The organism is Collimonas pratensis (assembly GCF_001584185.1).
GTDB classification, from domain to species: domain Bacteria; phylum Pseudomonadota; class Gammaproteobacteria; order Burkholderiales; family Burkholderiaceae_D; genus Collimonas; species Collimonas pratensis.
The window spans coordinates 3,513,406-3,535,672 of sequence record NZ_CP013234.1; the positions used below are offsets into that span (position 1 = coordinate 3,513,406).

The 22,267-nt window shown below is 56.4% G+C and carries 25 protein-coding genes and 1 pseudogene; 7 read left to right on the plus strand and 19 right to left on the minus strand.

Annotation, left to right across the window (positions count from 1 at the left end; translation table 11 throughout):
* The first annotated feature begins 46 nt into the window (after window positions 1-46).
* From CPter91_RS15725 to CPter91_RS15735, 3 genes are all read left to right on the plus strand, one after another.
* Window positions 47-679 (plus strand): YbhB/YbcL family Raf kinase inhibitor-like protein, encoded by a 633-nt coding sequence (locus CPter91_RS15725; RefSeq protein ID WP_061941855.1) that lies wholly within the window; start codon window positions 47-49, stop codon window positions 677-679.
* 84 nt (window positions 680-763) lie between these two features.
* A complete protein-coding gene (locus CPter91_RS15730) occupies window positions 764-1,579 on the plus strand; it encodes a helix-turn-helix transcriptional regulator (RefSeq protein ID WP_167595179.1) in 816 nt (271 codons plus the stop codon).
* A 49-nt stretch (window positions 1,580-1,628) separates the two neighbouring features.
* Entirely contained in the window at window positions 1,629-2,255 is a 627-nt protein-coding gene (locus CPter91_RS15735) for a flavin reductase family protein (protein ID WP_061941859.1), read from the plus strand.
* 47 nt (window positions 2,256-2,302) lie between these two features.
* Here the strand turns inward: CPter91_RS15735 and CPter91_RS15740 are convergent.
* Window positions 2,303-2,760: pseudogene (locus CPter91_RS15740) on the minus strand (Rrf2 family transcriptional regulator).
* A gap of 196 nt (window positions 2,761-2,956) precedes the next feature.
* On the opposite strand from CPter91_RS15740, the gene CPter91_RS15745 reads away from it, so the two are divergent.
* On the plus strand, window positions 2,957-3,856 hold the full coding sequence (locus CPter91_RS15745) for an NAD(P)/FAD-dependent oxidoreductase (protein WP_082792877.1): 900 nt from the start codon (window positions 2,957-2,959) through the stop codon (window positions 3,854-3,856).
* Window positions 3,857-3,949: 93 nt separating this feature from the next.
* Here CPter91_RS15745 and CPter91_RS15750 read toward each other — a convergent pair whose 3' ends face one another.
* The 4 genes from CPter91_RS15750 to CPter91_RS15765 all read right to left on the minus strand — a co-directional run bounded on the left by CPter91_RS15750 (window position 3,950) and on the right by CPter91_RS15765 (window position 7,955).
* Window positions 3,950-5,386, minus strand: coding sequence for an IS1182 family transposase (locus tag CPter91_RS15750; RefSeq protein ID WP_061945813.1), 1,437 nt, complete (start codon window positions 5,384-5,386; stop codon window positions 3,950-3,952).
* 437 nt (window positions 5,387-5,823) lie between these two features.
* Window positions 5,824-7,098 (minus strand): CDF family Co(II)/Ni(II) efflux transporter DmeF, encoded by a 1,275-nt coding sequence (gene dmeF, locus CPter91_RS15755; protein WP_061941861.1) that lies wholly within the window; start codon window positions 7,096-7,098, stop codon window positions 5,824-5,826.
* Between the two features lie 7 nt (window positions 7,099-7,105).
* Window positions 7,106-7,381 (minus strand): metal/formaldehyde-sensitive transcriptional repressor, encoded by a 276-nt coding sequence (locus tag CPter91_RS15760; protein WP_061941863.1) that lies wholly within the window; start codon window positions 7,379-7,381, stop codon window positions 7,106-7,108.
* 154 nt (window positions 7,382-7,535) lie between these two features.
* Entirely contained in the window at window positions 7,536-7,955 is a 420-nt protein-coding gene (locus CPter91_RS15765) for a YXWGXW repeat-containing protein (RefSeq protein WP_061941865.1), read from the minus strand.
* 150 nt (window positions 7,956-8,105) lie between these two features.
* Between CPter91_RS15765 and CPter91_RS15770 the strand changes: the two genes are divergently transcribed.
* Complete coding sequence (locus CPter91_RS15770; RefSeq protein ID WP_061941867.1) at window positions 8,106-8,906, plus strand: ParB N-terminal domain-containing protein; 801 nt, start codon at window positions 8,106-8,108, stop codon at window positions 8,904-8,906.
* Window positions 8,907-8,965: 59 nt separating this feature from the next.
* Here CPter91_RS15770 and CPter91_RS15775 read toward each other — a convergent pair whose 3' ends face one another.
* The 4 genes from CPter91_RS15775 to CPter91_RS15790 all read right to left on the minus strand — a co-directional run bounded on the left by CPter91_RS15775 (window position 8,966) and on the right by CPter91_RS15790 (window position 12,266).
* On the minus strand, window positions 8,966-10,297 hold the full coding sequence (locus tag CPter91_RS15775; RefSeq protein ID WP_061941869.1) for a carotenoid oxygenase family protein: 1,332 nt from the start codon (window positions 10,295-10,297) through the stop codon (window positions 8,966-8,968).
* 445 nt (window positions 10,298-10,742) lie between these two features.
* Complete coding sequence (locus tag CPter91_RS15780) at window positions 10,743-10,973, minus strand: hypothetical protein (RefSeq protein WP_061941871.1); 231 nt, start codon at window positions 10,971-10,973, stop codon at window positions 10,743-10,745.
* 153 nt (window positions 10,974-11,126) lie between these two features.
* Window positions 11,127-11,408 carry a KTSC domain-containing protein gene (locus CPter91_RS15785; protein ID WP_061941874.1) on the minus strand — a complete coding sequence of 94 codons (282 nt, stop codon included), beginning with the start codon at window positions 11,406-11,408 and terminating at the stop codon, window positions 11,127-11,129.
* A 15-nt stretch (window positions 11,409-11,423) separates the two neighbouring features.
* Window positions 11,424-12,266, minus strand: coding sequence for a tetrahydrofolate dehydrogenase/cyclohydrolase catalytic domain-containing protein (locus tag CPter91_RS15790; RefSeq protein WP_061941876.1), 843 nt, complete (start codon window positions 12,264-12,266; stop codon window positions 11,424-11,426).
* A gap of 342 nt (window positions 12,267-12,608) precedes the next feature.
* Here CPter91_RS15790 and CPter91_RS15795 point away from each other — a divergent pair, with 342 nt between their 5' ends.
* A complete protein-coding gene (locus tag CPter91_RS15795; RefSeq protein ID WP_167595180.1) occupies window positions 12,609-13,154 on the plus strand; it encodes a CVNH domain-containing protein in 546 nt (181 codons plus the stop codon).
* Between the two features lie 68 nt (window positions 13,155-13,222).
* On the opposite strand, the gene CPter91_RS15800 is transcribed toward CPter91_RS15795, so the two are convergent.
* The 5 genes from CPter91_RS15800 to CPter91_RS15820 all read right to left on the minus strand — a co-directional run bounded on the left by CPter91_RS15800 (window position 13,223) and on the right by CPter91_RS15820 (window position 16,528).
* Window positions 13,223-13,546: an acylphosphatase gene (locus tag CPter91_RS15800; RefSeq protein ID WP_231879938.1), complete on the minus strand. Its 324-nt coding sequence runs from the start codon at window positions 13,544-13,546 to the stop codon at window positions 13,223-13,225.
* A gap of 99 nt (window positions 13,547-13,645) precedes the next feature.
* The gene (locus tag CPter91_RS15805) at window positions 13,646-13,888 is read right to left on the minus strand and encodes a DUF6868 family protein (protein ID WP_061941880.1); all 243 of its coding nucleotides are present in this window, start codon (window positions 13,886-13,888) and stop codon (window positions 13,646-13,648) included.
* 25 nt (window positions 13,889-13,913) lie between these two features.
* On the minus strand, window positions 13,914-14,135 hold the full coding sequence (locus CPter91_RS15810; protein WP_061941882.1) for a hypothetical protein: 222 nt from the start codon (window positions 14,133-14,135) through the stop codon (window positions 13,914-13,916).
* Window positions 14,136-14,192: 57 nt separating this feature from the next.
* A complete protein-coding gene (locus CPter91_RS15815; RefSeq protein ID WP_061941884.1) occupies window positions 14,193-15,251 on the minus strand; it encodes a helix-turn-helix domain-containing protein in 1,059 nt (352 codons plus the stop codon).
* A 389-nt stretch (window positions 15,252-15,640) separates the two neighbouring features.
* Window positions 15,641-16,528: a CsgG/HfaB family protein gene (locus tag CPter91_RS15820; RefSeq protein WP_061941887.1), complete on the minus strand. Its 888-nt coding sequence runs from the start codon at window positions 16,526-16,528 to the stop codon at window positions 15,641-15,643.
* 419 nt (window positions 16,529-16,947) lie between these two features.
* Here CPter91_RS15820 and CPter91_RS15825 point away from each other — a divergent pair, with 419 nt between their 5' ends.
* The gene (locus tag CPter91_RS15825) at window positions 16,948-18,519 is read left to right on the plus strand and encodes a serine hydrolase domain-containing protein (RefSeq protein WP_167595181.1); all 1,572 of its coding nucleotides are present in this window, start codon (window positions 16,948-16,950) and stop codon (window positions 18,517-18,519) included.
* Window positions 18,520-18,571: 52 nt separating this feature from the next.
* On the opposite strand, the gene CPter91_RS15830 is transcribed toward CPter91_RS15825, so the two are convergent.
* The 5 genes from CPter91_RS15830 to CPter91_RS15850 form a co-directional block, all read right to left on the minus strand.
* Window positions 18,572-19,189, minus strand: coding sequence for a hypothetical protein (locus tag CPter91_RS15830; RefSeq protein ID WP_061941891.1), 618 nt, complete (start codon window positions 19,187-19,189; stop codon window positions 18,572-18,574).
* A 178-nt stretch (window positions 19,190-19,367) separates the two neighbouring features.
* A complete protein-coding gene (locus CPter91_RS15835; RefSeq protein WP_150119719.1) occupies window positions 19,368-19,814 on the minus strand; it encodes a hypothetical protein in 447 nt (148 codons plus the stop codon).
* Window positions 19,815-19,990: 176 nt separating this feature from the next.
* Window positions 19,991-20,425 carry a VOC family protein gene (locus CPter91_RS15840; protein WP_061941895.1) on the minus strand — a complete coding sequence of 145 codons (435 nt, stop codon included), beginning with the start codon at window positions 20,423-20,425 and terminating at the stop codon, window positions 19,991-19,993.
* Between the two features lie 141 nt (window positions 20,426-20,566).
* On the minus strand, window positions 20,567-21,067 hold the full coding sequence (locus tag CPter91_RS15845; protein WP_236905830.1) for a VOC family protein: 501 nt from the start codon (window positions 21,065-21,067) through the stop codon (window positions 20,567-20,569).
* A 373-nt stretch (window positions 21,068-21,440) separates the two neighbouring features.
* A complete protein-coding gene (locus CPter91_RS15850; protein ID WP_061941897.1) occupies window positions 21,441-22,163 on the minus strand; it encodes a dienelactone hydrolase family protein in 723 nt (240 codons plus the stop codon).
* Window positions 22,164-22,267 lie beyond the last annotated feature (104 nt).

Consider the following 22,267-nt stretch of genomic DNA (forward strand, 5'->3'; position numbering starts at 1 on the left):
ATAATTTTTATCTCTTCCCTCCCCATTGATAGCGAGCCATTCAGCCATGAAATTGACCAGCCAGAGCTTTTCCGACAACGCCGCCATTCCCGGCGAGTTCGCCTTCGCGGTAATCGATCCCGCAACCCACATCGCGCTTTCCAGCAACCGCAATCCCCATCTGGCCTGGAGCGAGGCGCCCGCCGGCACGCAATCGTTCGCCTTGATCTGCCACGACCCTGACGTACCGAGCAGTGGCGAGGACGTTAACCAGGAAGGCCGGGAAATTCCCTCGTCGCTGCCGCGGGTCGACTTCTTCCACTGGCTCTTGCTGGACATTCCTGCCGCAGCGCGTGAAATCGCCGCCGGCAGCCACAGCGATGGCGTGGTGCCAGGCGGTAAAGCCGGCCCGGCGGCGCCCGATGGCTGGCGTCATGGTCTTAACAACTATACTGACTGGTTTGCCGGCGACGAGCAAATGAGAGGCGACTATCACGGCTATGATGGCCCGTGCCCGCCGTGGAACGATACGCTGATACATCATTATGTTTTCACGCTGTATGCACTCGACCTGCCTAGCATCAGCGTCAACGCCCCCATCAACGGCGCCAAGCTGCGCGCCGCACTCGCTGGTCACGTGCTGGCAGAAGCCAGTCTTACCGGAACCTATACGCTTAACCCGCATTTGCAAAAAAAGTGAGATATTTGCCGGCATATGAAAGCAATCGCAAGCGACGCGTCGCTATCCAGCCTGCCAAGCCCGCTTGAGCGCGCCGGAGCGGCCATGTGGCAGCTGCCATCGGGCGCGCTGGTCGCTCGCCGCGGGCTGTGCACGCTGGCCCAGCCGTGCCTGCGCCGGCCGCAGCATGCGCGCGGCTTCCGTTTTTTTGACGCCACTTTGCTGTTGGTGGTTTCGGGCCGGATGACGCTCGACAATGGCGAAGTTGTGCTGGCATTGCAGGATCCCTTGACACTCACTGCGATGGCGCAAAACGCCTGCGCAGACGTCGAGAAAATCCCTGGCGGCGGCGACCAGACATTTCGATCCGTGTTCCTGGCATTCGCCCCGGAAGTGATCCTTGAATTCCACCGGCACCATGAGAACGACATGCCGCCGTCGTCGGCGGTCGCGCACGGCTGCCAGATGGCTCTCGATAGCGATCTTGCCGATACGCTGGATCATTGCCTGCGCGGCATGTATTCGGCGCAACTCAGTGAACGCGAACAAATGCATCGCCTGGTCGGCCTGCTGCTTGCCCTGGCTGAGCGTGGCTGCCGTTTCTCCCGCCCTTCGAGCCAGCGTATCAGCGATCGCCTGAAAAATCTGCTCGCCGACGCACCGGCAGATCCATGGACCACCGCAAAGGCCGGTCGCGAACTGGCCATGAGCGAAGCCACGCTTAGGCGACGGCTGGCTGCCGAAAATGTACGCTTCGAAACCCTGCTGCTGGATATTCGCATGCATCACGCGATGACGCTCCTGCAGACCACCGGCTGGGGCGTCCAGCAGATTGCCGAGGCCTGCGGATATCGCGCCAGCTCGCGATTCTCCCTCCGTTTTCGAGAGCGTTTCGGCTGTTCGCCGTCGCAGGTGCGGTGATTTTGCATCGCTCCCCATTGCATCAAATTGATTGAAGGTGGAGTTTCACATGATCGAAGACAAACATTTCTACGAGCCGGCCAAAGGACATGGTCTGGCGCATGACCCCTTCAACGCCATTGTCGGCCCGCGTCCGATCGGCTGGATCGCGTCGCATGCGGCCAACGGCGTGCTGAACCTGGCACCCTACAGTTTTTTCAACGCCTTCAACTACACTCCCCCCATCATCGGTTTTGCCAGCGTCGGCCGTAAGGACAGCTTGACCAATATTGAGCAAACCGGTGAATTCGTCTGGAACCTGGCGACGCGGCCCTTGGCAGAGACCATGAATCTCAGTTCAGCGGCGCCGCCGCCCGACACAGACGAGTTCAGGCTGGCCGGCCTGACGCCCGTGCCAGGACGTATCGTCAAAGTGCCGCGTGTGGCGGAAAGTCCGGTTGCGTTCGAGTGCCGCTGCAGCCAGATACTGCAATTGACGAGCGCCGCCGGCGCCAAAGTTGACACCTGGCTGGTGCTGGGCGAGGTGGTCGGCGTACACATCGACCAGGCGCTGCTGAAAAACGGCAGTTACGATACGGCGGCTGCCCATCCGATCCTGCGCGGCGGCGGACCGGCGGACTATTTTGAAGTGATGGCGGAGTCCTTGTTTCATATGCGACGTCCGTCATATCCTTGATATCACTGCACTGAACGGGATGAAACCGCTGCGCTGATCGTCAAGCCTTACTTGGCGTGCGGTCCACCGATGCCCCAGCCGCCGGTGCTGCACAAGGCATCAAAGTCGTGCGCAAGATCGGCCAGGGCGATCGCCCCAGCTTCTTTATGATCAGTGATTCCGCCTGGCGTAATACATCATCCAGCGCGGCGTTGACTACGCGCTCAACCACACACTCAGGATTATCGCTCTCGTTGCCAATGGCAAAAACCTGCGGCCCGCCGACGGCTTTGTGGACGTCCAGCAGCGTGATTTTCTTCAGATCGCAAACAATCGTCCAGCCGCCGCCGTGCCCCTTTTCCGAGCGCACGTATCCTGCTTCCCGCAGGCCTGCCATGGTGCGCCGGACCACCACCGGATTCGTATTGAGCATCTTGGAAATCTGCTCGGAGGTGAACGGCTGGTCGTGCCGCGCCATGTGCAGCAAGACATGCAGCATGCGGGAAAGTCGGCTATCGCTTCTCATCGGGTATGCCTAAAAGTTGATTGGGCCAGCAATACCGGCTAAATGTAACATTATAAGTTGCGCAAGCATTCTTCTCAAGTTATCATGGAACTTCAATAGTTTCGTGACATCGCCGCGCAGGGGACCGCCGCAATCAAGCCGGCCGGCGCCCCCGCTCTTGTCCATCCGTGAAAACCAAGCATCGAAAGGAGCATTCATGCAGTATGACGTGATTATTATTGGCGGGAGCTATGCCGGCCTGGCGGCGGGGATGCCGCTGGCGCGCGCACGCCGCAAGATCCTGGTAATAGATGGCGGGCAGCGGCGCAACCGTTTTGCACAGCACTCGCATGGCTTCCTCACCCAGGACGGCGCAGACGCAGGCGCAATCGCGGCCAAGGGGCGCGAACAACTGCTCGCCTACGACACCGTGCACTGGCTGGAAGGCAAAGCCAGCAGCGCCGAACGAACCGAACATGGCTTTCGTGTCCAGATCGAAGGCATGGAATCCCTGGAAGCCAGGCGGCTGGTGCTGGCGACCGGAGTCGTCGACCTGCTGCCGGATGTGCCCGGCCTTGCCGAGCGCTGGGGCAGCCACGTGTTCCACTGCCCCTATTGCCACGGCTACGAGCTGAACCAAGGACAGATCGGCGTACTCGCAAGCTCGCCCATGTCGATGCATCTGGCGCTGTTGCTGCCCGACTGGGGCGCGACGACCTTCTTCTTGAACGACGCCTTCGAACCCGACGATGAACAGCTTGAGAAACTCAAGGCGCGCGGCGTCAGGCTGGAACGCAACCGCATAGCGCGGATCGAAGGTGCGCTTGAGTTGATCATGCAAGACGGACGCATGGTGAAGCTTGACGGGCTGTTCACGGCAACCAGGCTGGAGGTGGCCAGCCCGATCGCCGCCCTGGTCGGCTGCGAATTCGACGAAGGGTCTTTCGGCCGCACCATCAAGACCGATCTCATGAAGGCAAGCACAGTGCAGGGTGTTTACGCCTGCGGCGACGCGGCGCGCCCGGGTCGAGGCTGTGTAAAAACGCAAAATCATTTCTCAGGTGAGCGCGTTCGTCTTCGATCCAATTTGGAAACGAACCTGCACGTAAAACATTAGCACGGAGCACGGCGACAAAAAAATATTTAACGGCTGCGAAAGGCCTGCTCAATTAGCAGGAACAATATCTCGTAGAGATGCAAAAAAAGGCCGTCAGGCCCTCATGGCTGCAATCAATCGATGAGTACCCAGTATTGCCATGATCCGTTTCAGATTGTAAGCCAGTACGTGCAAGCTCATTTCAGTACTCACCCGTGGGAGTGACCTGGTCAGGAAGTGCGTTGCACCCATCCATGCCTTGAGCGTGCCAAATGGATGCTCGACGGTCTGCCGGCGTAAGCGGGCAGGATTGGGCCAGACATTTAAGCGCCGCTGCATTCGCTCAAGTACATCCTCATGTTCCCAACGGGCGATACGCCGATTGGTGCCGGTAGTACATTGCGCCTTGATTGGGCATGCCGGGCAGGCAGACGACCAATATTTATGCCACCGCAACCCGTGTTCGATTGTTGTGAAACGCCAGATAGCTCGTTGTCCGGCCGGACACTGGTACTCGTCGCTTTGCGCCAGATAAATGAAATCCGTTTTATCGAAGAGGCCTTGTGCCCGGTTGCCCGAAGTCAGAGGTTTCGGTACCAGCGGCGTCACGCCAAGCTTCTCGCATGCGAGAATTTCCGCTCCGCTGAAATAGCCGCGGTCCGCGACCACAGTCAAATCTTGCTTTCCGATTGCGTTTTGCGCTTGTGCCGCCATCGACGCTAGCTGCGTTCGATCGTGCCCGACATTGGTCACCTCATGCGACACGATCAGATGATTTCTGGTATCGACCGCAGTCTGGACGTTGTAGCCCACCATGCCTGTGCCACGGCCACTCGTGGCCATGGATCTGGCATCCGGATCTGTCAGAGATATTTGCTTATCTGGTGTCTGCTGCAGCTGCTTGTTGATCTCGTTGAATCCTTCGATCTGCTTCTTGATGGAGGCAATTTTTTCCTTCAGATGCGAGACGCGGGCCTCAGGCACTAACTCCGGCTGGCGGTCGGCACGATCAAGCTCCTCGAGGTAGCGTGCAATGTTGGCTTCGAGTTGCTCGATTCGTGCCTGAAGCTTCCTGTCGGTAAAGTTCTTATCGCGATTGTTGACCGCCTTGAACTTGCTGCCATCGATGGCGATATCGGTATTGGCAAACAGATCGAGATTGCGGCACATCAGAACAAATTGACGACAGACCTTGCTGATCGCTGGCCCGTTGTTCTTGCGGAAGTCTGCAATGGTCTTGAAGTCCGGCATCAGGCGACTCGTCAGCCACATGACCTCGATGTTGCGTTGTGCCTCGCGTTCCAGGCGCCGGCTCGATTGGACTCGGTTGAGGTAACCGTAGATATAAATCTTCAGCAGCACGCTGGGATGATAAGACGGCCGTCCGGTCTGCGCTGGCTTCGCGCCACCGAAACCAAGCGAGCCAAGATCAAGCGAGTCGACAAAGACATCGATGACTCTGACAGGATTATCTTCACTGACGTAATCTTCGAGCTGCTCTGGCAGCAGGATACTCTGCGTGCGATCCGTTCCCTGGACAAAGCGTTTCATCGAAGCCTCGATCAAATATGCAATGTCGATTTGACGCTTGTATCGAGAAATAGTTTACTAACTGGATGCGTTTTCACACAGCCTCGGTCGTTTTCAGACACGAAGAGCATCGTACAGTTTGCCGCTGATTGCTCAAGACGGAAAGTCAGCTGCAAACTGTATGCTGTCGATAACGCGGTGGTATGGCAACAATAACGCATTCCGGATCGCCCGGATTGAGACGCTGATATTGCCCCCGGTGTGGGCCTGTTCCATTCACGGCGGCATGGCGCACAAACGATGCGGTTGCTGCAATCTTCTCGGCCGGCAGCATCCAGCCCGGAACGCAGGTGGCGCTTGCGAAGCCCGTCACTTTCAGTCAAACGATGTAACCCGTCATGCTCGCGCGCCCCTGAGAAAAAGTCCATGACGATTCTCGATACGCTTGCATTCGTAGCTCAGGCAGCCCGCAGCGTACGCACTTCGACCGTGATGTGCGACAGTCCGTTGAGCCGCCACAGCAAGCGATGATAGAAATCCGGCCCGCGCAACGCTTCCTCGGTGACCACTGAAACCACTGCGCCGAAGTGGCCTGGCCCGAGCCGCCAGACGTGCAAATCGATCAGCTGGTCGCCTGCGGCGTCGACCGCTGCCTTGACCTTCCCTGCCATCGCATCGTCGGTGCTGATATCCATCAGGTTGGCGCCGGTATCGCGGATCAGGCCGTATGACCAGTTGGCGATCACCATGGCGCCAACGATGCCGGCCAGGGGATCCATCCAGAGCCAGCCAAAGGTTTTCGCCAGTAGCAATCCGATAATTGCCAGCACGGAGACGGCGGCGTCGGCGATGACGTGAATATAGGCTGCACGCATGTTATGGTCGCGCGTGTCAACGCCGTGCTCGTCCGCTCCGTGAGCATGTTCTGCAAAGCTGACCGTGTGTTCGCCATCGGCAAGCGTCACCATCGCCTCGAAGCTGTGCGGCTCTGGGATCTCGACGGTGGACTGTAGGAAATCGGCAACCATGGCGAACGCGAACACCTGGCGCTTGCCGTCCGGCCGGACGGTCGTGACAGTCACATCGTGCGCCGACAGTCCGGCAGCTCCGCGCTCTGCCTTGATGCGGAACACAGGCGGGACGCCATCCTCGAAAATCGAGAGCGCCAATGCCCCAGCCGACGTTTCAATGTACTGCACTTCTTCGCCATGGTCGTGACTGCCATGCTGGTCGCTGCCGTGGCTATGGCCGTGACTGTGTCCATGGTGATCATCGCCGCTCAACAGCCAGGCGCTGAGAATATTGACCAGCAAGCCGAGTACAGCGATAGGAATCGCTTCGCCGAAACGTATCGGCAGCGGTGACAGCAGGCGGTCGATTGCTTCATAGCCGATCAGCATGGCGATCATGGCCAGGATGATAGCGCTGGTAAATCCCGCAAGATCGCCCAGCTTGCCGGTGCCGAAGACAAAGCGCGGATCGTTGGCGTGCTTGCGGGCATAGGTATATGCCAGCGCCGCAATCAGCATCGCACCGGCGTGGGTGGACATGTGCATGCCGTCCGCCACCAGCGCCAGCGATCCGAACAGATGGCCGCCGACGATTTCGGCCAGCATCATCGCGCTGCACAACGCAATCACGGCCCAGGTCTTGCGGCCGTTGCTGTCGTGGCCCTCCCCCAGGAAAACGTGATCATGCTCAGCCTTGAACGGTGCCTCGTAGAATTCGTTCATGGCAGGCTCACTTGAAATAGCTGTGGACAACATTGATCAGCTGCTCTTTAGCGTCTTCCTGATTGCCGTCATGGGCGTCGGCATCGACCAGATGGGTGCGGATATGGTCTTCCAGCACCACCGCCAGCAAGCCGTTCATGGCGCCACGGCAGCCGGTGATCTGCTGCAGCACATCCATGCAGCCCTTTTCCTCTTCAAGGGCGCGTTCGATGGCGTCCAGCTGGCCGCGGATGCGCCGCACCCGGTTCAGCAGCTTTTGCTTGTCTTTGACGGTATGGCCCATGGCTTCCTCGATATATAGTATAGGGGGGTATACTATATAGAAGACGCAAAAGTGTAAACGGCCTTGTTAAAAACCGCGTGGATGACATTCTGGGCGGCAGCGATGCAGCCAGAAAGAAAAAAGCCACCAGATCGGCGGCTTTGTCAGGCATGAACTAGCAGTTGCCTTTTTTCGCTTGTCCCGGCGGGCAATGGTAGCGGCCGCGGTCGTCATCGCGCCGGTCGTCGCCGCGGCGGTCGTCACGATACTGTCCGCGATCCTCGCCCTGGCGCCAGCCGCCGCGGCGCAGTTCCCAGCCGTTGCTGCCCTGGCGCCATTCCGGCCGGTCGTACTGATAGCCGGCGCGCGCTCTTTCCCAATGGCCTCCGGACCAGACGTGCCGGTTGCCGTTCCAGTTCCAATAGCCGGGCGCCCACAGGTAGCCGACGCGTGGCGGCGGCACGCTCTCATACCTTGGCGGCGGTGGCGGCGTTCCAATCGTGATATTGACGCCGATTTGCGCCATTGCCTGGCCTGGCATAAAAGCCGCGGCGCTCAATGCTATCAGTGCAGTCGCACAGAGGATGCGTTTCATCTTTCTCTCCCTTGGTTATCTAGTATTGCAAACTATATCTTTAATTTTCTCAGAAACAATCATTGATGCAATAATTCACATCTGAGGCCGCCGTGTTACATCGGTTAAAAATTGTTAAATCACGAATCGCGAACTAACCAGCATCAAACCATGACCATCACCATTGACGAACAACTGCGCGCCTATATCGATCCTTTAACCGAAGATGAATACGCCGCGCTGGAACGCAGCTTGCTGGCAGAAGGATGCCGCGACGCGCTGGTCTTGTGGGGCGATCTTTTGGTGGACGGGCATAACCGTTACGGCATCTGCCAGAAGCACGGCATTCCTTTCAACACCCTGCAGAACGACAGTTTCCGGTCGATCGACGATGTCCACCTGTGGATGATCGACAATCACCTCGGACGGCGCAGCGTATCGGATTTCCAGCGCGGCGTGCTCGCCTTGCGCAAGAAAGAAATCGTGGCGGCGCGGCTGGTGCAGGCGCAAAGCCGGCCAGCCACTGCAGAACCGACCAGTCCGGCACAGTCCGGCGGCGATCCGCCCTGGACCCGGGAAACGGTGGCGCGCGCCGCGCGGGTCAGCAGCGCGACCCTGGGGCAGATCGAGAAAATCCAGAAGACGGCTGCGCCGGAGCTGGTCGGCGCGGTAAAGTCGGGCATCATTTCGATTAACGCCGCGGCCGCCGTAGCATCCTTGCCCAGCGAACAGCAGATCGCGGCGGTTACCGGCGGCAAGAAAGAGCTGCGCCAGGCCGCCAGGCAGGTCCGTGAAGCCCGGCTGCCGCCCAAACCGGAAGCGGAAGAGCCGCCGATCGATGCGACGCCGGAGCAGATCGAAATCCATCGCTTGATGTTGCAGGTGGTCGAGCTCACCGAAGAACGCAATCAGTTGAGAAAGAAAGTGCAGCACTTGACCATTGCACTGACGGAAGCGCGTAGAGAACAATAGCGTGCCGCCTGTTTTGCTGCGAACGGCGCGGCGCTGCATGTACATCCCGTCACTGCAACTTAGTCATTCTTTGCTAGCCATGCTCCATGAAATCCGGCGGGAATCCGTCTCGGCAGCCGTACCGTCGCGATCGGATCGTTCTCGATATGGCGGCCATCAAGAATGACCACATCGCTGCTATCCGTCACCCTACGATAGACACAGACCAGCAGCCAGCCATCGTCCTCGTCGGAAGCGCCGGGACGCGGCACAAACACCGGCTCGCTGTTCTGGTCGCCTTCAGGCACCCGGTAGCGCTGCACAGCACCGCCGTCGAGATCATAGCGAAGCACGCCGCGCATCTCTGTATTGCTCGGCTGCTCCACAGCGTAGAGGAAGCGATAGGGACGGCCGGTCCGGCTTTCATTGATGCGCGGCAGCTCGATGCCGGTATCGTCAAGCTGCTTTTCAGTCACAATGCCCTGCTCCAGGTCGATGACATAGCGCCACAGGACGCCGAGCGGATTGTCCTCGAAAGCCGCGATGTCATGCGCCAGCCGCAAGTACCACGGATAGCGGACCACATCCAGCACCACCGTCGATGCATCGGCGTCGTAGGCATTCACCACATGCAGGATAAAGCAGGGCGCGACGTCAAACCAGCGCATCTCGCCGCCATGGCGAGGAATCACGCCGATGCGCGCCTGGCGCTCCTCATGCCAGCGCAACGGCATGCGATGGCCGCGCGCCAGCATCGAGAAGTCATAGGCAACGTTCAGGTCAAGCAAGATACTGTGCGTGGCGGTAATCGCCATGTCGTGCAGCATCGACGGCGACGGCAGTTCGATTTCAAGGTCGACGCTTTGCACGCCGCCGGCGTCCGTCACCCCATAGCGCAGCCACGGCTTGCGCCAGTCGGCGCGAAAGCTCATCAGTTCGCCAGTCTGCGGATCAACTTTGGGGTGGGCGGTCATGCCATCCGCCAATCCCAGGTGGCGGCGCGGCGCTCCCAGCGTGTCAAGTTCGGCCGTCATCGCCAGCGGAGGGCCGCCTTCCGACAATGCCAGTATTTCGCCGGCGTGACGCAGCAGGTTGATGTTCGGATTGGTATCGAGCAGCGACGGCGCCATCGCCGGATCGTGCACCTTTGCCCAGCGCTGGGTACGCAGCCAGCGGTTGCGGTAGCCGCTGACGCGGCCGCCTTGAAACGAGATGCCATGCAGCATGGCGGCTTCCGGCCACCAGGACAGCACGTCGTTTCCTTCAAAACGGCCGTTCAGCGGGTTCGGGCCATTGCGTACCAGCACACCTTCAAGATCCGGCGGAATCGTTCCGCTCACGGAAAATCCGGCAAGGTCGACTTCATCCATGACGGGCGCCATGGCGCCGGCATTCAGATTTAATGCAGTCATGTTGTTGTTCCTCTATCAGCCCTGGTTAAGTTGAGCAAATAATACCCGGGTATAAATAACGAGTCAATAACACCCGGATAAAATTACAACACCCTCTTCCCGACCAATCGCTTGGCGCTCACCAGGAATCGGGAATCGAAGAAGGCATGACTCCGGCGACCACCCCGACCTGCTTGTCGGGCACATCGCCAGATGTGCTGCTTAAGCGCAGAAGACCACCGCATTCAGGCTGAATGCGGTGGTCGTTTTAGCGATCTGGATAGGTAAAACAGGTGGCGGCCGAATCAGCTATTGGCCGACGTGATCTGTAATGGCGGCGGCAATCGAAGCCGTGCTGGGAAGGAAGTCTTTAACTAAAACCAGAGCTTCGGCGCCAGGATTGATTCGACAGAACGGGCCTACGCCCCAATCGAGAATGCCGGCAACCTACGGATTGAAGCCGGCATCATATAAGCTGGTCAGTAATGCGAACGTGCGCATCGGTGACGTGGAAGCCATGCTTCTCAATGTCGTCCAGGCACTCTACCGAATCGACTCCTGGTGTCGGCGTGTCCCGACGCAGCTCCACCGGCTTGAACAAAGCCCACGGAGCGAACTTTGCAGGCAGGTTGCTCTCCGTTGTATCAGCCGTCATACCAAACACCCGGCCAGGTCCTCGAAAAATATAAACAAGCATTGCGCTCACTCCTGTGATGGGAAATTCCGTTGCGCCCTGCGGCACAGTGGTTGCGAATCAATCTATAACAAGGGAATACGAGCAGGCCGTTTGGCGCCCACTCTTACATTGCGACACTTCATCAACAATTCAGCGATCCGGCCTGGACGCTGCTTAAGGTTCTGCATCATCACCGGCCGGCTTGAACAGATCGTCCAGGGGACTGGATTTCTTTTCGCTCCGCACAGTACCGCGACGGCCTGTGAATTCCTCTTCAATGTTGTCGCGGTAATAGCTCCATGCCACACCCGAGGTCGACAGCCTGCGCCAGACCTCGTTGCCGACACCAGAATAATCTATTGCGCTGCCGTCGTCGAATTCAACCCGCAGCACACGCTCGCGCGGATCATATCCAATCGCACGCAGCTTGCCGGCATTGATGCGTTTCATCTCCATGACCATCTCCTGTATCTAGGCATATTTTTCGGCGGCTTCAATCGTCTGCGCCATCAGCGTGGCGATTGTCATCGGACCGACTCCGCCAGGCACCGGCGTGTAAGCGGAACATCTATCGATCACGGCCGCCAGCTCGACGTCGCCTATCCTGCCTGGATGATAGCCGGCATCCACAACAACCGCGCCTTCCTTGATCCAGGCGCCTTTAACGAATTCCGGCTGGTTCAGCGCCGCCACAACGATATCCGCCAGGCCTACGAGTTGCGCCAAGCCCTGGGTCCTGGAGTGGCAATGGGCGACTGTCGCGTTCGCATTAAGCATCATCATCGCGATGGGCTTGCCGAGGATCGGACTCCTCCCTATCACGACCACATGCTTGCCCTCGATGGCAATCCCATGGTGCCGCAACAAGTGCATGATGCCAGCCGGCGTAGAAGATCCGTAGGCTGGTTCAGACATGGCCATTTTCCCGAAACCTAGGGTGGTGACGCCATCCACATCTTTCTTGATGTCGATGCGGTCGAAACAAATTCGTTCGTCTATTTGCTCCGGCACCGGATGCTGCAGCAGGATGCCGTGCACCAAAGGGTCGGCATTCAGCTGATCGATCTCCTGCAATAACTCAGCGGTCGTGGTCGATTCCGGCAGTATGACTTTGCGCGACGCCATGCCGATCCGTTCGCAGGCATCGCCCTTCATCTTCACGTATGTCGCCGAAGCGGGATCGTCTCCAACCAGGATGGTCGCAAGGACAGGCGATTTGCCGGACAGTTTGGCTTTAAGCGCCTGTATTCGAACGGCAAGTTCCGCTTCCATTTGCAGCGAGAGCGATTTGCCGTCCAGGACTGTTGCTGTCATTTGTTTTCCTTCGATTTTCTGTTATTCCGGATGCGAGCGTATGTGCATATTGTATAGCCCGGCCACCTTCACGCCACCTGCCAGGTGCGGATATCCACAAGTCTGGCCGCGGTGCTGCGCCCCTCGGGTCGCCAGACACCGGCCTCGCAGCTTGCCGACAACTGTTCATGGACACCTGGAAATGTTTCCCGTCATCTCCGCCGCCATCTTAATCGTATCTTAATGTTATTGAGTTGATTTCGTTTTATAGTGGCACCGTCATTCACCATGACAATGTCTCCCCTCCCTGAAAGACTTCATGCCCGCAACCGACAAGTTGGCGGGCATTTTTTTAAAGGAATCATGATGATCAAATCTGCAATCGCTATGCTTGCCTTGGGAATACTGACAGCATGTGCCGCAGATCCCTATTCCGGCGGCTACAGCAAGTATTCAGGCAACTATGGCTATACGTCGACACCGGTTCCGACCTATGGCGGTTATGACGGTGGCCGCTCGTATCGCGATGACGATTGGACGCCGCCCGGCAGTTATCGGCAGTCTTGCCGCGATATCGTTGTGCGGCATGGCGTGCTGGAGGCCACTTGCGGCAACGGCGGCGGCAGCGTGCGGACATCGACGGCACTGAATTCGTGCCGCAGCGGGAATTTCGAAAACATCAACGGCAATCTGCAATGTTCCGGCAGCCGTGACAATGGCCGTAACAGCAGGGATTTGCCGCCGGGGAGCTATCTGCAATCTTGCAACGATATCGGCGTACGTAACGGTGTGCTGGAAGCCAACTGCGGCGGCAGCGGCAATCGCAGGATACAGTCATCGGTCTCGATTTCCTCCTGCAGAAGCGGAAGCTTCAGCAACATCAACGGTTATCTGCAGTGCGACCGCTAGGGCGTACTTACAGCCAAGTTAACCACAACGTCGATGCGGCAACGGACACGAACTACCAAAAGATATTTTCACTGCGTCGGCAGAATCTTGAATGACCCATCCGAAAGTAGCAGCTCTCCAGCATCTTCGATGGTGACATTACGCACCAGGGCGGCAGGCGGGCCTCGCTTTGCCCAAAGAATGATCGTCTCAATCGCCGCCGCATCGCCGTCAATACAGGCTTCCACGGCGCCGTTCCGCCGATTGCGCACCCAACCGGCAAGCCCCAGGGCAAGCGCCGTGCCGGCGAAGGAAGCGCGGTAACCGACACCCTGCACCCGTCCTTCTATAGTCAAGCGCTTAGCCATCATCCATCTCGCTTTGTCGAATTGCAGTATATTCTGAAACTGCATTGAAGCCGCCTGCTTCGCTTGTAGCTTCCAACGCCGGCCATCCGGTCGCGCATGACTTGTCCGGTTTGGGTGAGCGACGAGACGCCATGCAGTCCACTGCTATGTCGACAGGTGAAGGGCGATCAAAGGCACCAGATTGAGCAGGATGATGCCAAGCTTGTAGAGAGAAATACCGCCTAAGTTCATTGGATCAAAGGTTTCAGGTGAGAGCTTGAACCAGCGCGTCAGAATCCGATACGCCCAATCGTGGGCGAAGATGAAGATGCCGGCCCAGATGAGAAGCAACGCGTAGTTGATCGCAGTACACCAAAGGAGCGCTTCTTTGATCTCACTGATTGTCATGGCACACCCTCACGACATTTCGTTTCTAGTGGCTACCGCGCTTTTTCCCATACGCGAGCCAGCCAGCCACCAGCAGCACTTTCAGGACGAGTAACGCGCCTATCCCGACCACGCCGAGCTTGAGAGTGGCGCCGACGATGTAGGCAATCGCCACGGCAAGGCCTTTTACAAGAGCGAACAATACGACTATGCATAGCAGGCCCGCATAGAGAGGATTGTAGCGATGAAGGGTAGAGAGCTGTTTCATAGATTCCTCTATTAAGCTTTACTGGCAGTGTACTCTTTGCATTTGCTGCGGGAACAATTAATTATTGAGCACGCCGAACGGCAACGTCCATCCGGCAAGGCTAGCGGCTCCTTTCCATTGATTTTTCATCGCAATGCCACCTGGAAGCAAAACCGGATCGGAGCGATTTTCTACCGTTTCCTTCGGTGTATGACCAAACTCCGCTTTGAAAAGGCGATAGAAATATTTTTCATCCGGGAAGCCATGGGCCCAGGCTATCTCCGCGATGCGGACGTGCTGCCGTTGCGGGTCGGCGAGCATGTGATAGGCATGACGCAATCGTCTGCGCCTGATCTGCCGCATTATCCCGCCCTCTTCCTCAAAATATTGATAGAGCTTGGCGCGCGATATACCGATGTCTCGACAGATCCGCTCAGGCGAGAGATCGCGCTCCAGCAAGTGCACATCAATGTAGTGCCTGATCCGTTCAAGCAAGGCGCTGCGGATCGGTTCGCTTGCCTCACGCATTGCCTCGACCGTTGGTGAAACAGCGGCTGCCATCAATAACAGCGTTGACTGCACGATTTGGGGTACTTCCTGTTGTTGCAGTGTAGAGAGATTGCGGAACAGGGAAAGTAGATGATCGCCTAGAAGACGGCTGACGCCACTCGTCAGCGTGTGACCGTGCATCAGCGCGGCATGGCTCGGCAGAAGATACCTGGGCACGACTATGCTGATCACGTCGCCAGCTTCGACCGTACATTCGTTGATCTGGGCCACATCGTAGAAGAACAGATCACCAGGCAGCTTGACGGATTCAGGGCTCATGGAACGGCAGAAGAATCGGCCGCCCAGCAGCAGCGTAAAGCGAAATGAATCCTGGCTATCCAGCCGAATGCGCCGTTCGGTGCGATAGACCGAGTAGGTGAATGGCCGCGGCCGTTCCCGCCAACGCCGCCCTGAAATGATGAGCGGGCCGAGCGCGGCGCCACTCGCTTCCGCGTCGAGTGCACCGTAACCGTCATCGTCGAATTTGCAGTCGCAGAGGTTGTCTTTCACCCAGACGTGAAACCGGTCCCGTTCAGGGTAGTCGACCGTACTAAACTTAAAGATAGGGACAGCATCAAATTGATCCATGGCATTTTTATCAATCCAACTTCGAATGACCGAGCGCGGCGTCTAACGTCTCGCTAATTGATGTCAGCTATGGAGCATGTGCATGAAAATCCATTTTCTCCATACGTCGAGAATCTTCGCTGATAAATTGATTTTCGGCAACAGTCATTTGCCGCTGCAAGGCTGCGGGTAAATCGCATAAATGGATGCAGGCACCGTATCCCCCTGGCGCGGCACGAGGCTTGAGCTAGTCCAGGGTTCTGGCCGATCGCGGCATCCCCTCCGAACAGATCGAAGGCCGTCGCGATCGCCGCGTCGAATCGGTTCGTTGCCCTATGCTCAGGTCTGCGATACGCGAGTCCTGGCACTCACGCCGCATATACTGCGAGCAGGCCGCAGCGCTGAACAATTTATTGGGGAGCCGAGCGCTTGGCCGTTTTCTTCTTGACAGGGGCCGGCGTGCCGTTGTCGCCATCGCCCTGGACCGCCAGCTGGCCGCCCGTGCCCAGCCCGCCGGCCACGCTTTGCGCATGATAGTTCTTCACGGCGCGCACGATGTTGTTATAGGAATCGGTAAAGGCCGCCACGATCACCTTGCCTTCCGCCGTGTTCGAATAACCACCTGCGCTGCCTGCCGCGCTGTTGCCGAGGATCTTGCCAAGGGCGCCGAAATCCATGCTCTTGGCGCTGCCTTCGGCCGCCGCCACCTGCACGCCGGAACGGTTATCGACCAGGTTCAGCAGCGTGCTGGCTTCCTTGCTGTTGATGTTGCCTGCCAGCCCCGCCACCACACCGCCGAGGCCGCCAAACAGACCGGCGACGCTGGCGCCGGCGCCGCCGGCGTTATTGTTGCTGAAGGTGATCGAAGGATTGAGGCCGTAGTCGGCCGACACCATCTTGCCCTTGCCGAAATTGGAGTTGTTACGCAGCTCGCCCGATTGCTGCAAGGCCCGTTCGCCCATCATGGCCGTCATGCCGCGACCGCGCTCGACCACCACGAAGCAGTTGGACTGCTGCACCAGCAGCTTGAGCACCGGCACGGTCGAGCCGAGCTTATACTGGCCGGTCAGCACGCCATACCACGGCGCGGTCGTGTCTTCGATGATGGCGATGGTGCCGAGCGAACGGTCGCAGTGTTCGAGCGCGGCATTGGCGTTGGCGGCATTGGATCCTCCCGCGGATCCGGTAGCCTCGGTTTTTGCGCCGGCGTTGCCCATGTCCATGCTGGAACATGCGCTCAACAGGACAGCGCCGGTCAGGCATGCCGGCAAGATGCGAAGTAGGCGATGATTAACCATTCTTATTTCTCCCCTTTAAAAACGAAACTTACTGGACCACTTCCCATTTTCCCCAAGGCGTCAGGAGCCGCCGTTCGGTGAAGCGTCGTTACCGCCACACGCCGTCAACGTGAGACAGACGGCTATGACAATCCATGTAATGGGTTTCATAAGAGTCTTTTTTGCTCAATCGCCACAGTCTCGATCGCATCTTAATTCACCTCTTCCGGATTCAAGGTGTCGTTTCGTCCATATCAAGTGGACGTTCGTTTTGGCGAACATAAAATAGCCAGCGGGTGACGTTTTTTTTTGCGTAGTTGATATCGCCCCACAACAGTCCCTCGATATATCCGGAAACAGACATTCCAGGCAGTCGTTGGGGCGGCCTCAAGATATTGCTACACTAGAGACCCGCCACTCATTACGGGGAGTTGATGCTCATGCAAGTCAAAAGACTTTTCCATCTGAGTGCGGTACTGAGCCTGGCGATTCTGTCGACCATCGCTCACAGCGAAGCGATTCAGGTGCAGGATGCCGGCAAACCGGTCTGGCCGACTACAGCGTGGCTGACGTCCACACCGGAAAAACAAGGCATGGATTCGGCCGCACTCGCCAAGCTTGTCGCCTTCGGGGAAAGCCACAGTTTTGACAGTCTCCTCGTTGTGCGTCATGGGCGGATTGTCACCGAGGCCTACTACGCTCCCTACACTGGAGATATCCCGCACGAGATATTCTCTTCTACAAAAGCGATTACCGGCACGCTTCTCGGGATGGTCTACAAGGACGGCCTGCTCGACCGTCTCGAGCACCCCATGCTGGATTTCTTCGCCGATCGCCACATTGCAAACGTTGATGATAGAAAGAAAGCGATCACGGTTCAAAACCTTCTGGACATGACTTCCGGGCTCGATTGGGATCAGGGCTTCATGGGCGGCAAGCAGCAAACAATGCAGGATATGAACCGAGCCTCCAATATGATCCAGTTCATTCTTGATCGTCCCATGGCGCATCCGCCGGGAGAGGTTTTCAACTATGGCGACGGCAACCCGAATCTCATTTCCGCGATCATCACCCGGCTTACGGGCAAGCCTGTCGAGGATTACGCACGTGAAAAGCTCTTTGCGCCGTTAGGCATCGCTGATTGGCATTGGGTCCGCGACCCCCAAGGTCTGACAATCGGAAACGGGATGTTGTTCTTACTGCCGCGCGACATGGCGAAGATCGGCTATTTGTATTTGCACCATGGCGTATGGGAGGGAAGGCAACTTCTTCCAAGCGGCTGGGCGGATGTTTTGAATCACTCGCTAGTGAACATGCACGCGCCATACAATCCCAATCAGAGCTATTCGAACTTTTTTTGGGTATTTCCAGACAAGCACGTGTACATGGCGAACGGCAAGGACGGCCAGTTGATCACGGTGTTTCCCGATCTGGATATTGTGGCGGTGACCACCGCCAGAAAGCAGGTCCGGTATGGCGCCCTAATCAACGCTGTGTCTGGCGCTGTCAAGTCTGAATCGGCGCTGCCGCCGAACCCGAGTGCAGTCGAACAGCTTTCCAATGCGACGAAGGACGCCGCGATCGAAAAGCCCACGGCCGTCGGTCCCACACCTGCGATTGCCTCTGCCATCTCGGGGAAGATTTATAAATTTCCAGACAATGAGCTCGGGTTAAGGTCCTTGTCTCTATTTCTAACCGGCCCTCGTCCGCATTTCGAATACGAACAGTATTTGAGTTTTCCGGTTGGCTCTTCAGTCAGGTACGACATGCCGATCGGACTTGACGGGCGCTATCGCAAAGGCGCGCCCGCGCTCGCTGGCCACTACCCGGGCCATATCCCGGCCGCCAAAGGGACCTGGTTGGACGGGTCGACCCTAGTGATCGACACACAAGACATAGGATACGGAACACAGATCAAATATGTCCTGTCGTTCGACGGCCAGAAGCTCAACATTCGCCGTATCGACGAGGAGGATTGGGAAGTATCGGTCAATGGTGAACAGGGCGATTGACTGTCGGCGGATTCACAGGCTATCTCTGATGATTTGAATATATCAATGGTATCTATTCTGCGAGAGCTGCATCAACTTTAACGTCGGTTACGTTTCTTTCAGAAAAAACCACAATTGGCACTAAGTGCGTGTCAAGAGTACTGTGCCCAAGAGACCCGTGGAAAACGTAAAGTACATTACCTTTTAAGCGAACATCAAATGCACCGGTACCTTCAAAATACACTGGTACCTTAAACAAATATGGTTTTAGCTTGTCATGGATGCCTTGCGTATACTCTGCCAATTTTCTATGCACTTCGGCTTCGTTTTCCATCCATACACGCTGATTTGCAAAAAATGGATCGGCCGCCGATGACTCTCGATATTTGGCGTAATCTGTCGCGACCTCAATTTGTTCATTCAACATCCGGTGGTCATCAAATTCTTGGCCTGGGAAAATTTGACCCAACGTTTCACTATCGATGAACTGAAAAGATTTGTTTCCCATGAGGGTAAAGGCGCCTGCTCTGGTGTTTTCAGGAACTGTAAAAATTCTAGATTTATAGATCGGAACATCTGCCTTGTCGAAATGATTTTCGTAAATAATTTTCGTCTGTGCATGCGCATTGGGAATCGCGATTGCAGCGAACAGTAAAATAAATAAACGACAGATTTTTCGATAAGACTTCATAGATGCCTTCAAAAATGTGGGGGATTTTCCGCATGAAATTTTAACTGCGTGGGGCCTACTTCCCTCCTCCATCGTCCCTGTATATGTTCAGTGGAAGGATCGCATTCGCCGATTGCTGCCACAAGCGACAGCTAGCTGGCGAACCGCAGCAACCTGTGACAGCTCAGGTTGAAGGTATCTAGCTGCCAGTTTGCCCGCTATCTGCATGCGAGACTTTATACATGATGCCGAGCGCAATCCAAAACAAGGTTCCCAAAAGAGAAACAAAAGCTAAAAGGAGCATACCAAGAGAAAAATATATGTAATGTCTAGGCGCGTGCATTGCCCCCATTCCCGCGAAGACTCCTACCGCGCCTACGATGACAGTACCAACAAGAAATTTGGCGACGCGTGACCACGAATGTGACGACAGCCCCCACGCCACGATTGCGAACGCGATGCTCGAAATACCCGATTCCATCAATATCATTTTTACCGGATAGGCTTGTGGAGTGGTAATGCCACGAACATAAATCAAATATTCGTCAGGTAGGAAGCCGGCCCATATATAAAGAGCGGTTAAGCTACCCCATGCTAATACTAATGGTGGAGTAGTCGCACGCAGCGATTTTGTGAATAAGCACATGTGCATTTATCCGAAAAGAGATGATTTATATTGACATGGTTCATTTGGCAGAACAACTTCAAATTGGAGCGTGGCGTGAACGTCTGCAGCCGAAAACGGACGTCTGCCATTAATCCATAGCAGACTTTGCATCAAGATATTTTTAAATGATCCGGCCTCATCGTTGCGACTTCAACTCAACTGATCTTCCCATTTTGCGCAGAGATATTACTTGAGCACTCACTCCGACTGACGTCACCCCCATAAGGTCGAGTAATGACCTCAAGGAAATGACCGTCGGGGTCCTCAAAATACACCCCGCGACCACCGTCGTTCCGATTGATTTCTCCAGCCCGGTGCTTGCCAGGGTCTGCCCAATACTGCAGCCCCCGATCTTGGATGCGGGCGAAGGCATGATCGAAGTCGTCCTCGCCAATCAAAAAAGCATAATGCTGAGACGAAATCTCGCCATCGCTCTCGTAGAAGTCGAGTGAAACGTTATTGCTGAGTTGAACGACTAGCATTGGTCCGAAGCGCGTGGCGGACTGCAGGCCCAGCATTTCCGTGAGGAAGGTTGCTGATTTCTGCTTGTCGCGGCACCAGACGATAGTATGGTTTAGCTGCACGCTCACGTTGCACCTCCTTTTATGACAATAACTGCTTCTTTCGTAGGTTTTCCGAACGTCGGTTTCTGGCCGAACTGTGCCGGCCGCGACAGAGTCACGTCGGCTATGAATGGCAGTTTTGCGGCCCCGCAATTGGGAATAACCCTATTACTGCCCTTCTGGAGGTTGCCACAGTTCTATCTTATTGCCCTCAGGGTCCATGACCCAGCCAAACTTGCCGAACTCTGATTCATCAGTTTTCTCCAAAACCGCACATCCTTCAGCACGGAGTGCGATCAAGAGTCCATGAAGATCGGACACCCGATAATTGACCATGAAGGACGCGGTGCTTGGAGCGAAGCTTTTGCCATCCTCAATGAGCCACGCGGTTTTCCCCGCGACTGGATGGCCTGAACTGTCCACCCAACGAAATGCCGTGCCGCCCCACGCCTGAACGTCAATGCCAAGGTGCGTTTTGTACCAGGCCCGCAACATTGCAGGATCCTTTGCCTTAAGAAAGATGCCGCCGATGCCTGTAACTCTGCTCACGGCTTTTTGCCCTGCGTGATTGTCTGAAGCGTTGCTGGAGTCCGGTGTGATGGTTTGGGCGCGAGCTAGCGTCGCCAAAATGGAAAACAAAATTGCACCTGCAAATCGTGTGTAAATCATGTGAACTCCCCCTCCATAGAGAAAATGAAACTACATGATGACGCGCAACTTTTAATTGGACAACGAAAACGCCATATCAGCGAAGCAGATTTATCCACTGGATTTTGGGCGTTCCCTGCAATCCGGCTCGACTTGATGAGCTTCGCCCTAAGCCCATCGTACATCGCGAAGGCAGCTTCAGTGAGACGATTTCGTGGGCTCTAGTGCCCGCTATTGGCCGATCGAAACCACAGGTGACAGACAGCTTGCGACCTCAAGAAGCCAGTCGCACTTCTTTAAAGCGGCCGTTCTACGAAGGGAGTTATCCGCTAAAAAATGCTATGGCAACACGCCCGTCGGCCACGAGATAAGTATTTAGTTCAACTCAGCCCTTTTAATGATCTTTCGGTTCGCGCAAGAACTCGGCAATCGCCAGACGCGCGCGCGCGGCAGAACTTGGTGAATACACCAAACGAGCCGTGGGATCGGTACCTGCTTCTGGATTGTCGAACGCATGATGGGTCTGACTGTAAAGCTCGAAACGAAAATCGTTGCCAGCTTCATCCATCTCTTTGATCACTGCATTCACAACATCCATGGGCGATACCGCATCCTGAGTACCCTGCAGCAGTAAGACTGGGGCAAAGATTCGCGTGGACATCCCGTGCGCCGCAGTCTTAAGTAGAGCTGAGCAAACGATAATTCCAGCCACTTTGGCGCCGCTGCGCCCATAGTCGAGCGCAATCATTCCGCCCGCGCTGTAGCCCAGGCAATAAACTGGCATACCTGGAGAAAGGTGTGGTTTTATCGCTTCCACGCATGCATCAAGCGCCCTCACCCCCTCGTCCCGATGATCAAGTAGCTGCTTGACCATAGGGCCAACTTGACTTGGATCGTTGGGGCTAAACCCGTCGCCGTAAAGATCGGCAATGGCAACCACGCAGCCGTGCTGCATCAGATATCGAGCGTGATCGCGAGACAATCCGCTCTGTCCTCTCCAATCAGGCAGCAGGACTACCGCGGCAGTCGGTTGCTGATCGGCCGCTCTCAAAAGCACTCCTACATGCTGCTTATCCCCGCATGTGTAAGGCAGCGATTTTTCTATGATCTGCGACATTGGAAACTCTCCTTTGAGTAAATGCCCGTCGAGAATCCTAGCATTACATCAGATTTCACGTTTTACCATCCCCAAATGAACGAGCGTTGACGACCGCCTTCAGC

Coding starts and splice junctions, on each gene's coding strand:
- CPter91_RS15725 (WP_061941855.1), top strand. CDS start 47: ATGAAATTGACCAGCCAGAGCTTTTCCGACAACGCCGCCATTCCCGGC.
- CPter91_RS15730 (WP_167595179.1), top strand. CDS start 764: ATGTGGCAGCTGCCATCGGGCGCGCTGGTCGCTCGCCGCGGGCTGTGC.
- CPter91_RS15735 (WP_061941859.1), top strand. CDS start 1,629: ATGATCGAAGACAAACATTTCTACGAGCCGGCCAAAGGACATGGTCTG.
- CPter91_RS15745 (WP_082792877.1), top strand. CDS start 2,957: ATGCAGTATGACGTGATTATTATTGGCGGGAGCTATGCCGGCCTGGCG.
- CPter91_RS15750 (WP_061945813.1), bottom strand. CDS start 5,386: ATGAAACGCTTTGTCCAGGGAACGGATCGCACGCAGAGTATCCTGCTG.
- dmeF (WP_061941861.1), bottom strand. CDS start 7,098: ATGAACGAATTCTACGAGGCACCGTTCAAGGCTGAGCATGATCACGTT.
- CPter91_RS15760 (WP_061941863.1), bottom strand. CDS start 7,381: ATGGGCCATACCGTCAAAGACAAGCAAAAGCTGCTGAACCGGGTGCGG.
- CPter91_RS15765 (WP_061941865.1), bottom strand. CDS start 7,955: ATGAAACGCATCCTCTGTGCGACTGCACTGATAGCATTGAGCGCCGCG.
- CPter91_RS15770 (WP_061941867.1), top strand. CDS start 8,106: ATGACCATCACCATTGACGAACAACTGCGCGCCTATATCGATCCTTTA.
- CPter91_RS15775 (WP_061941869.1), bottom strand. CDS start 10,297: ATGACTGCATTAAATCTGAATGCCGGCGCCATGGCGCCCGTCATGGAT.
- CPter91_RS15780 (WP_061941871.1), bottom strand. CDS start 10,973: ATGCTTGTTTATATTTTTCGAGGACCTGGCCGGGTGTTTGGTATGACG.
- CPter91_RS15785 (WP_061941874.1), bottom strand. CDS start 11,408: ATGGAGATGAAACGCATCAATGCCGGCAAGCTGCGTGCGATTGGATAT.
- CPter91_RS15790 (WP_061941876.1), bottom strand. CDS start 12,266: ATGACAGCAACAGTCCTGGACGGCAAATCGCTCTCGCTGCAAATGGAA.
- CPter91_RS15795 (WP_167595180.1), top strand. CDS start 12,609: ATGATGATCAAATCTGCAATCGCTATGCTTGCCTTGGGAATACTGACA.
- CPter91_RS15800 (WP_231879938.1), bottom strand. CDS start 13,546: ATGCAGTTTCAGAATATACTGCAATTCGACAAAGCGAGATGGATGATG.
- CPter91_RS15805 (WP_061941880.1), bottom strand. CDS start 13,888: ATGACAATCAGTGAGATCAAAGAAGCGCTCCTTTGGTGTACTGCGATC.
- CPter91_RS15810 (WP_061941882.1), bottom strand. CDS start 14,135: ATGAAACAGCTCTCTACCCTTCATCGCTACAATCCTCTCTATGCGGGC.
- CPter91_RS15815 (WP_061941884.1), bottom strand. CDS start 15,251: ATGGATCAATTTGATGCTGTCCCTATCTTTAAGTTTAGTACGGTCGAC.
- CPter91_RS15820 (WP_061941887.1), bottom strand. CDS start 16,528: ATGGTTAATCATCGCCTACTTCGCATCTTGCCGGCATGCCTGACCGGC.
- CPter91_RS15825 (WP_167595181.1), top strand. CDS start 16,948: ATGCAAGTCAAAAGACTTTTCCATCTGAGTGCGGTACTGAGCCTGGCG.
- CPter91_RS15830 (WP_061941891.1), bottom strand. CDS start 19,189: ATGAAGTCTTATCGAAAAATCTGTCGTTTATTTATTTTACTGTTCGCT.
- CPter91_RS15835 (WP_150119719.1), bottom strand. CDS start 19,814: ATGTGCTTATTCACAAAATCGCTGCGTGCGACTACTCCACCATTAGTA.
- CPter91_RS15845 (WP_236905830.1), bottom strand. CDS start 21,067: ATGATTTACACACGATTTGCAGGTGCAATTTTGTTTTCCATTTTGGCG.
- CPter91_RS15850 (WP_061941897.1), bottom strand. CDS start 22,163: ATGTCGCAGATCATAGAAAAATCGCTGCCTTACACATGCGGGGATAAG.